Source organism: Micromonospora sp. bgisy143, assembly GCF_057708145.1.
The window spans coordinates 549,963-563,831 of sequence record NZ_JBYIRN010000002.1 but is presented as its reverse complement, the minus strand read 5'-3'; the positions used below and the strand labels follow the sequence as shown (position 1 = coordinate 563,831).

Annotated in this window: 15 protein-coding genes and 1 tRNA gene; 15 read left to right on the top strand and 1 reads right to left on the bottom strand. The window is 72.8% G+C overall.

Annotation, left to right across the window (positions count from 1 at the left end; all coding sequences use genetic code 11):
- Window positions 1–30 precede the first annotated feature (30 nt).
- The 14 genes from AC3EN4_RS05545 to AC3EN4_RS05480 all read left to right on the top strand — a co-directional run bounded on the left by AC3EN4_RS05545 (window position 31) and on the right by AC3EN4_RS05480 (window position 11,676).
- Window positions 31–588, top strand: a complete 558-nt coding sequence (locus AC3EN4_RS05545) for a DUF501 domain-containing protein (RefSeq protein WP_422738336.1) — start codon at window positions 31–33, stop codon at window positions 586–588.
- Entirely contained in the window at window positions 585–1,106 is a 522-nt protein-coding gene (locus AC3EN4_RS05540; protein WP_422738337.1) for an amino-acid N-acetyltransferase, read from the top strand. The genes AC3EN4_RS05545 and AC3EN4_RS05540 overlap by 4 nt, the downstream gene beginning before the upstream one ends.
- Window positions 1,107–1,249: 143 nt before the next feature.
- Entirely contained in the window at window positions 1,250–2,182 is a 933-nt protein-coding gene (locus AC3EN4_RS05535; protein WP_435204863.1) for a Ppx/GppA phosphatase family protein, read from the top strand.
- Between the two features lie 68 nt (window positions 2,183–2,250).
- Window positions 2,251–2,583, top strand: coding sequence for a PadR family transcriptional regulator (locus AC3EN4_RS05530; RefSeq protein ID WP_234584103.1), 333 nt, complete (start codon window positions 2,251–2,253; stop codon window positions 2,581–2,583).
- Window positions 2,580–3,566, top strand: a complete 987-nt coding sequence (locus AC3EN4_RS05525) for an HAAS signaling domain-containing protein (RefSeq protein WP_435204820.1) — start codon at window positions 2,580–2,582, stop codon at window positions 3,564–3,566. The genes AC3EN4_RS05530 and AC3EN4_RS05525 overlap by 4 nt, the downstream gene beginning before the upstream one ends.
- Before the next feature lie 130 nt (window positions 3,567–3,696).
- Entirely contained in the window at window positions 3,697–4,224 is a 528-nt protein-coding gene (locus tag AC3EN4_RS05520; RefSeq protein WP_435204819.1) for an LppU/SCO3897 family protein, read from the top strand.
- Between the two features lie 201 nt (window positions 4,225–4,425).
- Window positions 4,426–5,109, top strand: coding sequence for a dienelactone hydrolase family protein (locus AC3EN4_RS05515; protein ID WP_435204818.1), 684 nt, complete (start codon window positions 4,426–4,428; stop codon window positions 5,107–5,109).
- Window positions 5,102–5,842, top strand: coding sequence for a uracil-DNA glycosylase (locus AC3EN4_RS05510; protein ID WP_435204817.1), 741 nt, complete (start codon window positions 5,102–5,104; stop codon window positions 5,840–5,842). The genes AC3EN4_RS05515 and AC3EN4_RS05510 overlap by 8 nt, the downstream gene beginning before the upstream one ends.
- A gap of 20 nt (window positions 5,843–5,862) precedes the next feature.
- Window positions 5,863–6,666 carry a DUF4129 domain-containing protein gene (locus AC3EN4_RS05505; RefSeq protein ID WP_435204815.1) on the top strand — a complete coding sequence of 268 codons (804 nt, stop codon included), beginning with the start codon at window positions 5,863–5,865 and terminating at the stop codon, window positions 6,664–6,666.
- The gene (locus AC3EN4_RS05500) at window positions 6,663–7,247 is read left to right on the top strand and encodes a hypothetical protein (protein ID WP_435204814.1); all 585 of its coding nucleotides are present in this window, start codon (window positions 6,663–6,665) and stop codon (window positions 7,245–7,247) included. The genes AC3EN4_RS05505 and AC3EN4_RS05500 overlap by 4 nt, the downstream gene beginning before the upstream one ends.
- Window positions 7,247–8,254 carry an AAA family ATPase gene (locus AC3EN4_RS05495; protein ID WP_435204813.1) on the top strand — a complete coding sequence of 336 codons (1,008 nt, stop codon included), beginning with the start codon at window positions 7,247–7,249 and terminating at the stop codon, window positions 8,252–8,254. Before AC3EN4_RS05500 ends, AC3EN4_RS05495 begins: the two co-directional genes overlap by 1 nt.
- Entirely contained in the window at window positions 8,254–9,684 is a 1,431-nt protein-coding gene (locus tag AC3EN4_RS05490; protein WP_435204812.1) for a DUF58 domain-containing protein, read from the top strand. The genes AC3EN4_RS05495 and AC3EN4_RS05490 overlap by 1 nt, the downstream gene beginning before the upstream one ends.
- On the top strand, window positions 9,681–10,241 hold the full coding sequence (locus AC3EN4_RS05485; protein ID WP_435204811.1) for a hypothetical protein: 561 nt from the start codon (window positions 9,681–9,683) through the stop codon (window positions 10,239–10,241). The genes AC3EN4_RS05490 and AC3EN4_RS05485 overlap by 4 nt, the downstream gene beginning before the upstream one ends.
- Window positions 10,242–10,344: 103 nt before the next feature.
- Window positions 10,345–11,676, top strand: coding sequence for an NAD(P)/FAD-dependent oxidoreductase (locus tag AC3EN4_RS05480; protein ID WP_435204810.1), 1,332 nt, complete (start codon window positions 10,345–10,347; stop codon window positions 11,674–11,676).
- Between the two features lie 128 nt (window positions 11,677–11,804).
- Here the strand turns inward: AC3EN4_RS05480 and AC3EN4_RS05475 are convergent, their stop codons facing one another.
- Entirely contained in the window at window positions 11,805–13,646 is a 1,842-nt protein-coding gene (locus AC3EN4_RS05475) for a hypothetical protein (protein WP_435204809.1), read from the bottom strand.
- Between the two features lie 101 nt (window positions 13,647–13,747).
- Between AC3EN4_RS05475 and AC3EN4_RS05470 the strand changes: the two genes are divergently transcribed.
- A tRNA-Leu gene (locus AC3EN4_RS05470) sits at window positions 13,748–13,831 on the top strand.
- The last annotated feature ends 38 nt before the right edge of the window (window positions 13,832–13,869 follow it).

Here is a 13,869-nt window from a genome sequence, read left to right as displayed (position 1 = left end):
CCGACCAGTACACCAGGAGAGACGAGCACCGTGACTGTCGTACCCCCGTCGGAGCCGGCGGCGGATTCCGTACCCCTGCCGCAGCGGGAACCGGCGACCGAGGCCGACCTGGCCGCGGTGGCCGCGCAGCTCGGCCGCCCGCCCCGGGGGACCCGGGCGGTGGCCCATCGCTGCCCCTGCGGCCTGCCCGACGTGGTGGAGACGACGCCGCGCCTCGCCGACGGCACCCCGTTCCCGACGCTGTTCTACCTGACCTGCCCCCGGGCCACCGCGGCGTGCAGCCGGCTCGAGTCGGCGGGGCTGATGCGGGAGATGGCCGACCGGTTGGCGGCCGATCCGGAGCTGGCCGCCCACTACCGGGCGGCGCACGAGGACTACCTGGCCCGCCGGGACGCGATCGGCGAGGTGCCGGAGATCGCCGGCATCTCGGCCGGTGGAATGCCCGGCCGGGTGAAGTGCCTGCACGTGCACCTCGGCCACGCCCTGGGTGCCGGGCCCGGCGTGAACCCGTTCGGCGACGAGACGTTGGCGCTTGTCGAGCCCTGGTGGACGGCGGGCCCCTGCGTGGACGTGCCCGACACCGAATGACCGCGCACTCCGAGGGGCAGATCCTGGTGCGGCGCGCCCGGACCCGGGACGTGCGGGGCATCCGCCGGCTGGTCGACATGTACACCGACGACCGGCGGCTGCTCAGCAAGGCCACCGTCACCCTGTACGAGGACGTGCAGGAGTTCCAGGTGGCGGTCCGGGCCGAGGACGACGCGGTGGTCGGCTGCGGCGCGCTGCACGTCATGTGGGAGGACCTGGCCGAGATCCGCACGGTGGCGGTGGACCCGAGCTGCCAGGGCCAGCGGATCGGGCACCGGCTGGTCGGCGAGCTGATCGACGCGGCCCGGAAGTTGGGCGTGGCACGGATCTTCGTGCTGACCTTCGAGACCCGGTTCTTCGGCTCGTTCGGCTTCCGCGAGATCGACGGCGCTCCGGTGCCGCGAGCGGTCTACGAGCAGCTGCTGCGCTCGTACGATGAGGGTGTCGCCCAGTTCCTGGACCTGGATCGGGTCAAACCCAACACGTTGGGCAACACCCGGATGCTGCTGCGGTTGTAGGCGCTGCCGGGCCGGCCGATCGGTTGAGCCTGATGCCGGAGAGTCATCAAGATGACCCAGAGGCATCACGCTCAACGGAGACTGACCGCCGCCAGCCCTGCGCCGGTGGCTGGCTGTCGTAGGGTTGCCGGGTGACGACGCGTGTGGCGGCCATCGACTGCGGAACCAACTCGATCCGACTGCTGGTCGCCGATCTGCCGGCGGAGTCGGCCGGGCCGCAGGCCCCGCTTGTCGACGTGACCCGGCGGATGGAGATCGTCCGGCTGGGGCAGGGCGTGGACCGGACGGGTCGGCTCGCTCCGGAGGCGATCGAGCGGACCCGGGTGGCGTTGGCGTCGTACGCCGCCGACATCGAGAAGCTGGGTGCCGAACGGGTACGGATGTGCGCGACCTCGGCCTCGCGGGACGCCGCCAACGCGGCCGACTTCACGGCGATGGTGCAGCAGACCCTGGGCGTGGCACCGGAGGTGGTGAGCGGCGACGAGGAGGCCCGGCTGTCGTTCACGGGGGCGGTGCGCGGGCTGTCGGCCGACGCCAAGGAGCCGTTCCTCGTCGTGGACATCGGCGGCGGCTCGACCGAGTTCGTGGTCGGCGACCGGACCGGCGTGCGGTCGGCGATCTCGGTCGACATCGGCTGCGTCCGGATGACCGAACGGCACCTGGCGGGTGATCCGCCGACGCCGGAGCAGGTCGCGGCGGCGGAGTCCGACATCGCCGCCGTCGTGGACCGGGCGCTCGCGGCGGTGCCCGGCCGCGAGGCGGCCACCCTGATCGGCCTCGCCGGTTCGGTCACCACCGTGGTCGCCATCGCCGAAGGTCTGCGAGGGTACGAGCCGGAGCGCATCCACCACGCCCGGGTGTCGTACGAGGCGGTCGCGCGGGTGACCGCGGACCTGTTGGAACGGACCAGCGCGCAGCGGCTGGAGATCCCGGTGATGCATCCGGGGCGGGCCGACGTGATCGGCGCGGGCGCGCTGGTGCTGCGCGTGATCATGGAGCGGGCCGGCATGCCGTCGGTGGTGGCGTCGGAGCACGACATCCTGGACGGCATCGCCTGGAGCCTCCAAGCCGCCTGACGCTGATCGACACGCGCATATCGGCGAGTCGTTGACGCTACTTCGCATTGCACACTAGTGTGCGATGCGTGGACACCACACAGTTGTTGAAGGGCGTGCTCGATCTGGCCGTCCTCGCCGTCCTCAAGGAGGAGGACGGTTACGGCTACGACATCCTCCGCCGGCTCCGCGAGGCCGGCCTGGAGGAGATCGGCGACGCCTCGGTCTACGGCACGCTGCGACGGCTCTTCGCAGCCGGCCTGCTCACCACCTACGTCGTGCCGAGCGAGACCGGCCCGCACCGCAAGTACTACTCGCTCAACGCCGCCGGGCGTGACCAGTTGACCCGCTCCGGCAAGCTCTGGCGCTCGTTCGCCACCACCATGGACACGCTGCTCGACGATCGGGGGCTGGCGGCATGACCGTCACGGAGCAGGAGATCACCGACTACGTGGCGCGGGTCCGGGCCGCCCTGGCCGACCTGCCGCCCGACCGGCGCACCGAGTTGACCGAGGACCTCGCCGACCACCTCACCGAGGTCGCCGCCGAGGCCGAGGGCACCCTCGTCGAGCGGCTGGGCGAGCCGGAGACGTACGCCGCCGAGCTGCGCGCCGCCGCCGGCGTCGGCGCGGGCGGCGGACGCAACCTCGACCAGCGGGTCGCCACCGCCGTGGTCCGGGTCCGCGGTCAGCTGCGCGCGATCGACACCCGGCTCGGTCCACCCCTGGGGTACGACACGGCGAGCGAATTCCTCCGTCTGCTGCGCCCCGCCTGGTGGGTGCTGCGCGGCTACCTGGCGGCGATGCTGCTCACCGTGATCAGCACCGGCGGCAGCTTCGGGGTGCTGCCCCGCTTCGGTGGGGAGTTGCTCGCCGGTCTGATCATGCTGGTCGGCTTCGTGCTCGCCTCCATCTGGCTCGGTCGCCGGTCTGCCCAGCTCACCCGCTGGCCCCGATCGGCGGTGCAGGTCGGCAGCGCGGTGCTCGTCGTCTTCGCGCTCTCCGCGCTCATGCAGGCCGAGGACCGGATGCGGTACGGCGACTACGGCATCGATCCGACGTCGATCAACGGCCCGTACGACCAGATCCGGGACGTCTTCGTCTACGACAGCGAGGGCCGGCTGGTGGAGAACGCCCGGCTCTTCGACCAGAACGGCAATCCGATCCGTCTGGGCTACCCGGACTGCGAGGGCAGCGTTGACGAGTACGGCAATCCGCTGCTGCGGCCGTACCCGTACTGCCCGGACCGGCCGCCGTTCGGGCCTCGGGGCCCGCGGCTGCCCCAGGCGCCGGCCAGCACGCCGTCGGCCAGCGAGACACCCATCGGTACGCCCACGCCGAGCGTGCCGTCGGCCAGCCCGAGCGCGACGCCGAGTGACGGGCCGACCCCGACTCCGACGAGTTGAGGAGCGGTGTGAACCAGATCATGCACACGATCCTGGGAAATAGCTGAACGGACGAGGTGAGCGGGACGACACCGGAAATCAATGATCGTTACGGTGTCGTCTGCTCATTCATCCCTCGGAAGGAACCCCCGTGTCAGAGCAGGTCGCACCGCCCCCCGCGTCCGACGCAGCGCCGGCCCAGCCGGTCGCCGAGACGCCGGCCCAGCCGGGCGTCCAGACGCCGACCCAGCCGGGCGTCGAGACGCCGCCGCCGGCCGAGCCGGAGGGTAAGTCCGGTGGGAAGAAGGCGCTCGGCATCATCGGCGCGATCGTCGTCTTCCTCGTCATCGCCGGCCTGAAGTTCGGCCTCGGCGCGGCCATCGGCAACTTCCTGAACAAGGACGAGACCGCCGACGCGAAGGCCGGCGACTGCATCGCCGAGCTGCCCGAGATCAAGGGCGACAAGGAGGAGGAGGTCGACGGCGCCAAGGTCGTCGAGTGCACCTCCACCGACGCCGCGTACAACGTGGTCGGTCGGCTCGACGGGCAGACCGAGGCCCAGGCCAAGTCCGAGACCACCTGCAACGAGTTCTTCAAGGAAGGCGAGGAGGGGTACGTCTTCTACAGCATCGAGTCGGGCAAGAAGGGCTACGTGCTCTGCCTGACCAAGAAGGCCTGATAACACGCCTGAAGCACCGATGACGGCGGCGGGGAACATTCCCCGCCGCCGTCGGCATACCCGCAGTCACCATTGCGCGAACGGGAGGTGAATGCCACTGTTCCGACGTCTTCCCGGCCGGGGTCACGGCGTGGCAGGCTACCGGCACGTAGGACCACTGGGCGACCAGCCAACGATGACTGACCGCTAGGAGGACGGCCGATGGGCGACATGGTGAGCTACCGCAGCAACGGGGGCACGAGCGAGGGGTATCTCGCGATACCCGCGAGCGGAACGGCCAGCCCCGCCGTCATCGTCCTGCAGGAGGCGTGGGGCCTGGTCCCGCACATCCGGTCGGTCGCGGACCGGTTCGCCGAGGCCGGCTTCGTCGCCCTCGTTCCGAACTTCCGGCACGACGCGGCGACCGGTGAGTCGGCCGAGGCGCAGCACGGGTTGGCGTCGCGGATGGCCGAGGCGGTGCAGGACGTCGCGGACGCCGCCGACTACCTCGCCGGGCGGGCCGAGGTCACCGGCAAGGTGGGCGCGGTCGGGTTCGGCGCCGGTGGCAGCCTGGCCCTCAAGTCGGCGACCCGCTCCGAGCGGATCGTGGCCACCGCCGGCTTCTATCCCGCGCTGTCGTGGGAGTCGATGCGCGCCGACTGGTTCGACTACGCCGGCAAGGCGGCCATCATCCACTGCTCCGATCAGGACGGCACCTCCGCCGACGAGGGTGTGCAGGCGGTACGCCGGGCCGTCGAGGAGGCCGGCGGCACCTGCCAGGTCTACGACTACCCGGGCACCTCGCACGGGTTCTTCGACGACGACCGGCCGGAGGCGTTCGACCAGCGGGCCGCCGCCAGCGCCTGGGCACGCACCCTGGAACTCTTCCGGGCCAAACTTGGCTGAGTCCCGTACCCCCGATCAGGTCGTCGCCCGCGCCGCGCGGGCGGCGGACCTGGCCGACCTCGACGCGGCGGTCAGCGACTGTTTCGCCTGTCCCCGGCTCGTCGAGTGGCGGGAGGAGGTGGCCCGCACCCGGCGGGCCGCCTTCCGCGACCAGGAGTACTGGGGGCGGCCGGTGCCCGGGTTCGGGCCCGGCGACGCGCGGATCGCCATCCTGGGTCTCGCGCCCGCCGCGCACGGCGGCAACCGCACCGGCCGGATCTTCACCGGCGACCGCTCGGGCGACGTACTCTTCGCGGCCCTGCACCGGGCCGGACTGGCCAACCAGCCGACAAGCGTCGCCGCCGACGACGGGCTCACCCTGCGGCACACCCGGATCTTCTCGGCCGTCCGTTGCGCGCCCCCGGACAACAAACCGACCCCGGGCGAACGGGATACCTGCGCGCCGTGGCTGCACCGCGAGGTCACGCTGATACGGCCCACCCTGCGCGTCGTGGTCGCGCTGGGCGGGTTCGCCTGGGCCGCGTGGTGGCCGGTGCTCCGCCAGGTGTACGGGCAGCGCCCGCCCAGCCCGCGACCCGCGTTCGGCCATGGGGCACACTGGTCCGGCGCGGCCGTGCCGGAGTTGCTCGGTTGCTACCACGTCAGCCAGCAGAACACCTTCACCGGACGGCTGACACCGGGGATGTTGGACGACGTCTTCGGCCGGGCCAAACAGTTGGCCGAAGTGGACTGAGAACGCGTGGGGTGGTGGCGATGACGACCGGAACGCGCCCGCCCGCGCCGCCGCCGTCCGCCGCGCCGGGTGTGGTCCGTCCGGTGCTCGGCCTGCTGCGTCGCTGGTGGCCGGTGGGCGCGGTGGCGCTCCTGCTGGCGGCGGCCGCGCTCGCGTCCGCCCACTCGTCGATCGGCGCCAGTCGGATCCCGCCGGCCGCCGAGGACGTGCCCTGGGTGCCGGAATACCCGACGGACGTGCCGTCGCCGTCGATCCCCGTCGAACCGCGAGACGCCGGCGAGGCCACCCAGGCGCACATCCCGGAGTGGATCGCCACCGTGGCGCTGGCCCTGCTCGGGTCGGCGATCCTCGCGGTGCTGGGCTACCTCACCTGGATCCTGCTGCGGGGCGCGCTGCGCCGCACCTCGCGGGCCCTGCCGGCGCAGCGGGCCCGGCGTACCGCCGAGGGCACGGCCCGCGAGGTGGTCGCCGCCCTGGACGCCGGCCTGGTGGAGTTGGACGACCAGTCCACCGACCCCCGGGTCGCGGTGATCGCCTGTTGGGTACGCCTGGAGGAGGCCGCCTCCGCCGCCGGGGTGCCCCGCTATCCCGGCGACACACCGACCGACCTGGTCACCCGACTGCTGCGGGGCGACGAGTCGACAGGTGTCCCGGCGATCGTCAGCGCCGACGTGCTGGCCGAGTTCGCGCACGTCTACCGCGAGGCGCGGTACGCCACGCGTGAGGTCCGCGAGGGCACCCGCGACCAGGCCCGTGCCGCGCTGCGGCGGTTGCGTGGCGAGCTCACCATCGTGACGACGGGCCCACCCGAGGTGCCGGCATGAGCGGCAGCGCCAGCATCGACGACCTGCTCACCTTCGAGGAGGAGCGGCCGAGGCACGACGACCGGAATTCCGGTGGTCGGGCCGGGCGGGTGTTCCGGGCCCTTCTCGGCAACGCGGCCCTGGTCGCCGTGCTGGTCGTCGGTCTGCGGGCGGTCGGCCTGCAGATCTCACTGGCGATCCTGGTCGCCGGGGTGTTCGCGGTGTCCGCGGTACGCCGGGTCGCCGCCGCGCTCGCACCGCCACCCGCGGCGAGGTCCCGCACCCGGCTCGCCCAGAACGACGACGGCACCTGGAACTGGGGTGCCCGGGACGCGCTGCGCGCCGCGATCAACGGCTGGGAACTGCCGTTGGACTGGTCCACCACGCGACCCGAACGCTTCACCGGGGTGATCCTGCCCCGGCTCGCGGAACTGGCCGACGAGCGGCTTCGCCTGAAGCACGCCGTGACCCGCGAGTCGGATCCGGCCCGCGCCCGCGCCCTGCTGGGCGACCGGCTGTGGACGTTCCTGGAAACCCCGCCCCGACGCCCCCCGTCGCCGCGCGATCTCGCGGTGATCGTCGCCGAACTGGAGAAGATCTGATGAAGGACGTGGACCGGAGCATGCCCGCCGCCGAGGTCGGTCGCCTGGCGCGGGCCGTCCTGGACGCGGTCGGCACCGTCGTGGTCGGCAAGCGGGACGCGCTGGAACTGGTCCTCGCCGGAATCCTGGCCGGTGGGCACGTGCTCCTGGAGGATCTGCCCGGCCTGGGCAAGACGCTGACCGCGCGCTCCTTCGCGCAGGCGCTCGGGCTGGACTTCCGGCGCCTCCAGTTCACCCCGGACCTGCTTCCCGCCGATGTCACCGGCTCGTTCCTCTACGACCAGCGCAACGGTGACTTCGCCTTCCGGGCGGGGCCGGTCTTCACCAACCTGCTCCTCGCCGACGAGATCAACCGGACGCCGCCCAAGACCCAGTCCGCGCTGCTCGAAGCCATGCAGGAGAAGCAGGTCTCGGTCGAGGGCGTCACGTACAAGCTGGACGAGCCGTTCCACGTGCTGGCGACCGCCAACCCCATCGAGTACGAGGGCACCTACCCGCTGCCCGAGGCGCAGCTCGACCGGTTCCTGCTCCGGGTCTCCTTCGGCTACCCGGAGCACGAGGAGGAGTGGGAGGTGCTGCGCCGCCGGATGGGCCGCCGCCGCGAGGAGGCGGACATCAAACCGGTGGTGGACGCCGCCACCCTGCGGTCGATGCAGGCCGCGCTGGAGGACGTGGTGGTGGAGGACTCGATCGGCCGGTACATCGTGGCGCTGACCGCGGCCACCCGGGAACACCCGTCGGTGCTGGTCGGGGCGTCGCCGCGGGGCTCGTTGGCGCTGCTGCTGCTGTCCCGGGTACGCGCCGTCTTCGACGGCCGGGACTACGTGGTGCCGGAGGACGTCAAGGCGGTCGCCGCGCCCGCGCTGGCCCACCGGATCACCCTGCGCCCCGAGATGTGGCTGCGCCGCGTCGACCCGGCCTTCGTGGTCGGCGAGGTGTTGGAGGCGACGCCCGCGCCGGCCAGCGGTGCCCTGCCCAGCTACGCCGCCGGCGGGCTCCGGCACTGATGACCGGTCCGACCGCGTCCGCGCCGCGATCCACCGAGCCGGAGTCGAGCGCCGGCTGGGCGCCCACCCCCGCGCTCGGTCGCGCCGTGCTGGTCGCCGGCCTGTTGCTGGTGGCGGGGGTGCTGCTGGGACGGGTCGACCTCGTCGTGCTGGCGGCGCCGTTCGCGCTCGGCACCGCGTACGCCCTGCGTCGCCGGCCCACCGCGCTGCCGCAGGTCTGGATCACCAGCGCCGAGGACGGACCGCTGGTCGAGGGCGGCGACGTGTCGGCCGCGGTCGGCGTCGGCAACCCGGACACCGTCGACTACGACCTCGTGGTGGTGCGGTCACGGGTCTCGCCGTGGCTGCGGATAACCCGTGCCGGGTTCGCCGGCGCCGAACCCGCCGACCCGCCGCCACCCGCCGAGGCCCCATCCGCTCCCGGCCGGGGGCGTTCGGTGGCCGACCGACCGTTCGTGACGTCGGTGCCCAGCGGGGCGGCGGTGGACCTGGAACTGTCCGGGCGGGCGCTGCGCTGGGGTCGGCACCCGGTCGGCCCGGCCGGAGCGCGGGTCGCCGCGGCCGGTGGCCTGCTGGTGTCCCGGGCGGTGATCACCGAACCGGTCGGGGTGCGGGTCTATCCCCGAACCGAGCCGTTCGAGGCGGTGGAGGCGATGCCCCGCGCCGCCGGTCTGGTGGGCGCGCACCACTCCCGCCGTCCGGGAGAGGGCGGTGAGCTGGCCGGGGTGCGGGTCTTCGCCCCGGGTGACCGGCTTCGCCGCGTCGACTGGCGGGTGTCGCTGCGCGCCCGGCAGTTGCACGTGGCCGCGACGCTGTCCGACCGCGACGCCGAGGTGGTGGTCCTGCTCGACGTGCTCGCCGAGGCGGGCCGTTCCGGCGGCGTGGACGGCGCCGCGTCCGTACTGGACACCACCGTGCGGGCCACCGCCGCGATCGCCGAGCACTACCTGCACCGGGGCGACCGGGTGTCGCTGCTGGAGTACGGGCCGGGTGCCCGCCGACTGCGCCCCGCCGCCGGCCGCCGGCAGTACCTGACGGTGCTGGAGTGGCTGCTCGACGTACGCGCCGAGGCGGCCCAGCACGAGCCGTACGACCAGGTCTTCGGCCCGCAGTTGCTCTCCTCGGACGCGTTGGTGGTGGTCCTCACCCCGCTGCTGGATGAGCGGTCGGCACAGATGCTGGCGCGACTGGCCCGTGCCGGCCGGTTCGTGGTGGCGGTCGACACGTTGCCCGCCGACCTGACGCCGCCGAAGGACCGGGGTTGGGCCGAGGTGGCGTACCGCCTGTGGCGACTGGACCGGGAGACGATGATCGGACAGCTTCGGGAGCACGGCGTACCCGTGGTGCGCTGGGCCGGTGCCGGCAGCCTGGACCAGGTGCTGCGGGACGTGGCACGGCTCGCGACCGCCCCCCGGGTCGGTTCCCGATGAACGCCGTCACCGAGCGGGTTCGGGCACTTCAGGACGCCGTGACCCGGATCAGCGCCGTACCCCTGCTGGTGCGGGCCGCGATCTTCGTCACGACGCTGGTCGGGTTCGCGGTGGCGTTCCCGGCCGAGGTGTTGACCGGTCGGCCGTTGCTGCTGCTGGCGGTGGCCGCGCTGCTGCCGGCGGTGGGTCCGCGCCGGTTGTGGCCGACGTTCGCGGCGCTGGTGATGGCGGGTGGCTGGCTGCTGGCGACCGACGGGTACGGCCGCCCGGTGGCGTTGTGGCGACTGCTCGCCGTCGCCGCGCTGTTGTACCTGGGGCACTCGTTGTGCGCGCTGGCGGCGCTGCTGCCGTACGACGGGGTGGTGGACCCGGAGCTGGTCACCCGCTGGTTGCTGCGGGTGGCCGCGGTGCTGCTGGGTACGGCCGTGCTGGGGGTGCTGCTGTTGCGCGTGGCGGGACTGGGTGGCGAGGCCGGTCACCAGTGGGTCACCGTGCTGGGACTGGTGGTGGCGGTGGGTGTCGCCGCGTTGCTGGGTTGGCTGCTGCGCCGCAGGTGAACCCGTGATGCGGCAGGGTTACGCAGGTCACAGGGGTTGTGTTCCGTCACAGATGGGGGGCGCGAGCGGGATTACCTGAGCAGGGCGGGGAAAGATAGACAACGTGAATCCGAAGCGGATCCTTGTGGTGGGTGCCGGGCACGTCGGTCTCTACGCCGCCCTGCGCCTGTCGAAGAAGCTCAGCTCCCGTGAGGCTGAGGTCATCGTCGTGGACCCCCAGCCCCACATGACCTACCAGCCGTTCCTCCCCGAGGCCGCGGCGGGGAACATCTCCCCCCGGCACTCCGTGGTGCCGCTGCGCCGGGAGCTGCGTCGGTGCACGGTGGTGGCCGGCACGGTGACCCGCGTCGAGCACGACCGCAAGGTGGCGACCGTGCAGCCGATCGTCGGCCCGGCCCGGGAGATCGCGTACGACCACGTGATCGTGGCCCCGGGGTCGGTGTCCCGGACGCTGCCGATTCCGGGCCTGCACGAACAGGGCATCGGGTTCAAGACCATCGGCGAGGCGATCTACCTCCGTAACCACGTACTGGACCGGCTGGACATCGCGGCCGCGACGCCGGACGAGGAGGTCCGCAGGTCGGCGTTGACCTTCACCTTCGTCGGTGGTGGGTACGCCGGCATCGAGGCGCTCGCCGAGATGGAGGACATGGCCCGGGACGCCCTGCGCTACTACCCGGAGCTGAAGCCCGAGGACATGCGCTGGGTGCTCGTCGAGGCGACCCAGCGGGTACTGCCCGAGGTCGACCGGGACATGGGCGCCTACACGGTGCAGCAGCTCACGAAGCGCAACATGGACATCCGGCTGGACACCCGCCTGGAGTCCTGTGTCGACGGGGTGGTGAAGCTCTCCGACGGGGACAGCTTCCGCTCCGACACCATCGTGTGGACGGCGGGCGTGAAGCCGTCGCCGATGCTGGACGCGACCGACTTCCCGCGCGACGACCGCCGGCGGGTCACCTGCATCCCCACCCTCCAGGTGGTCGACGGCGACCGGGTGATCGAGGGCGCGTGGAGCGCGGGTGACTGCGCCGCCGTACCGGACCTGACGAAGGAGCCGGGCAACTTCTGCTCGCCGAGCGCGCAGCACGCGGTGCGTCAGGCGGCGCGGATGGCCGACAACATCGTCGCGGTGATCCGGGGTCGCGAGCCGGTCGACTACAAGCACAAGCACGCCGGCAGCGTGGCCAGCCTCGGCCTGCACAAGGGCGTCGCCCAGGTGTACGGCATCAAGATGACCGGCTGGCCGGCCTGGTTCATGCACCGGACGTACCACATGAGCCGGATCCCCTCGTTCAACCGCAAGGTCCGGGTCGTGGTGGACTGGTCGCTCGCGTTCTTCCTCAAGCGTGAGGTGGTCGCGCTGGGTCAGCTCCACGACCCCCGCGAGGAGTTCGTCGAGGCGTCCCAGCCCGTCGGAGCCCCGCGCGTCTAACCCGCGCTGCGGGTCGCGCAGCCCCCGCTCTACCCCGCCGATCTTGCACTTTCGGTGGCGACAATGGCCCTCAAAGCGGTCATTGCGCCATCCGAAAGTGCAAGATCGGCGTCGTTGTGGGGGTGGGGTTAGACCTTCCAGGTCCACGCGTCGGCGATTCTGGTCGCTGGACCGTAGAGGCTTTCCAGGGTGGTCTTCAGGCTCGCCGCGTGCGGGGCGTCGTCGGTCAGTGCCACGCACGACGCGCCCCAGAAGGCCGCGTCCTTGGCGGCCTGCCGGCGCTGCTCGTCACCGATGGCCGGCTGGTCGCCACGGCGGGCGACGTCGGCCAGGAGGGCCGAGGTGGGCTGCTTGAAGGTGCCCATGGCGGCGGTGCCACCGCGCCCGTACGGGCCGATGAAGAACCCCTCGGGCAGGCCGAACCCGGCGTCGGCGGCGGCCGCCCAGCGCATCGGCCACGGCTCCTTGGGAGTGGGTGGCGGCACCGGCACCAGCACCCCGCCGGGGTCGACGCACTGCCGCCAGTGCCCGCCGGTGATGAACTCCGGCAGGGCGGGGCGCCCGGCGGTCGGCAGCGGGGTCGGGAAGATCGGCAGGAGAGCCGCGACGACGGCCAGCGGCACCAGCCGGCGCGCCCGCCCGGTGCTGCCCAGTGCCCGGTCGACGGCGAGGGTCAACACCGTCGCGACGATCGGGAGCAGGGCCAAGCCGAACCGCATCGGCAACGCGCCGTCCACCACCGGCAGGCCGGCCAGCAGGGCGTACGGCCCGGGCAGCGCGGTCCGGGTGCCGTCGAGCACCACCTCCGGGCCGAGCGAGAGCGCGCCCATCACGAGGGCCGCCGCCACGCAGGCGAGGACCAGCCGGCCTCGCCCGGCCCAGAGCGCGCAGGCGGCGGTGACCAGCAGCAGGGGCCAGCCGAGGAAGGTGTTGTACTCGGCCGGGCCGGTGGTGAGCCGGGACGCCTCGTCGCTGCCGGCCACCGACAGCGGTGAGACCGCCCACCAGCTGCTCAGGTCGGCCGAGAAGTAGGCCGGGCTGAACATCCCGTCGGCGACGCCCTGCGGTCCGGCGAACTGGAACCACAGCGGGTAGCCGAGCACCAGCAACGCCAGACCGGCGGCGATCGCCAGGCCGCCGGCGAACCCGGGCAGCACCCTGCGGGCGAGGTCCCGGTCCGCGAGGGCGTAGGCGATCGCCATCACCAGCAGGGTGAGGGCGCTGAGGAAGAGCACCTCCTCGCCGATGAAGACCTGCGCGGTGACGGCGGCGGCCAGCCCGACGGCGGAGCTGACCATCCGGCGGCGGTCCGGGCCGACGGGCCGGCCGGGACCGCCGGCCGGGTCGGACGCCCGCAGCAGCCGTACCACCAGCCAGACGATCACCGGCACCAGCCACTGCGCCGTCATGTGCAGGTGACTGTTGGTCTGCGAGACCATGCCCGGGCCGAAGCCGCACAGGCCGCCCCCCAGCGCGGCGGCGAGCCGGCGGACGCGCATCGTCCGGTGGAACAGTAGGTACCAGGCGAGGGCGGTGCCGGCCAGGTTGGCGGCGGCGAGCAGAGCGAAGGAGGTGGGCGCACCGAACAGCAGGGTGATCGGCGCGCAGAGCACACCGAGCGCGATGACCGTGGTGTTGGCCATCAGGTTGACGCCGTCCGGGGCGTTGAGTCGGTCGGTGAGCAGGTGGAAGTCACCGAGCAGCGCCCGCGCGTCGACCGCCAGGAACCATTCGTAGAGCGTCTGGTCCTCGGGGTTGAGCGCCAACGTGCGTCCATCCGGGTCGGGCCACAGCCCGTGGGTCAGCCAGCCGGCCAGCACCATCCACCCGAGGGCGACCAGAAGGTCCGTCCGGTGGCGGCGGACGGCGGCGCGCAGCCGTACCGCCCGGGTCGCGCGCTCGACCGGATCGGCGAGGCGGACGGCCTGGTCAGGGGCGGCGTCGGGGGCCGTGGGGGCTGCGCTGCTCACGACATCGACCCTAATGTGGCGAACCCGGCGGGGTACGCCGGGTTGCCGCCGACCGGCTACGGTGACACTGCACCGCGCGTGTCGACGCGCGGGTGCCACCCGCCCGGGTGGTGGAACGGCAGACACGGCCGCCTTAAAAGCGGCTGCCGAAAGGCGTGCGGGTTCGACCCCCGCCCCGGGCACCAGTGGCCACGTTCCCGCGTTCCCATTCGTGATCACCAGG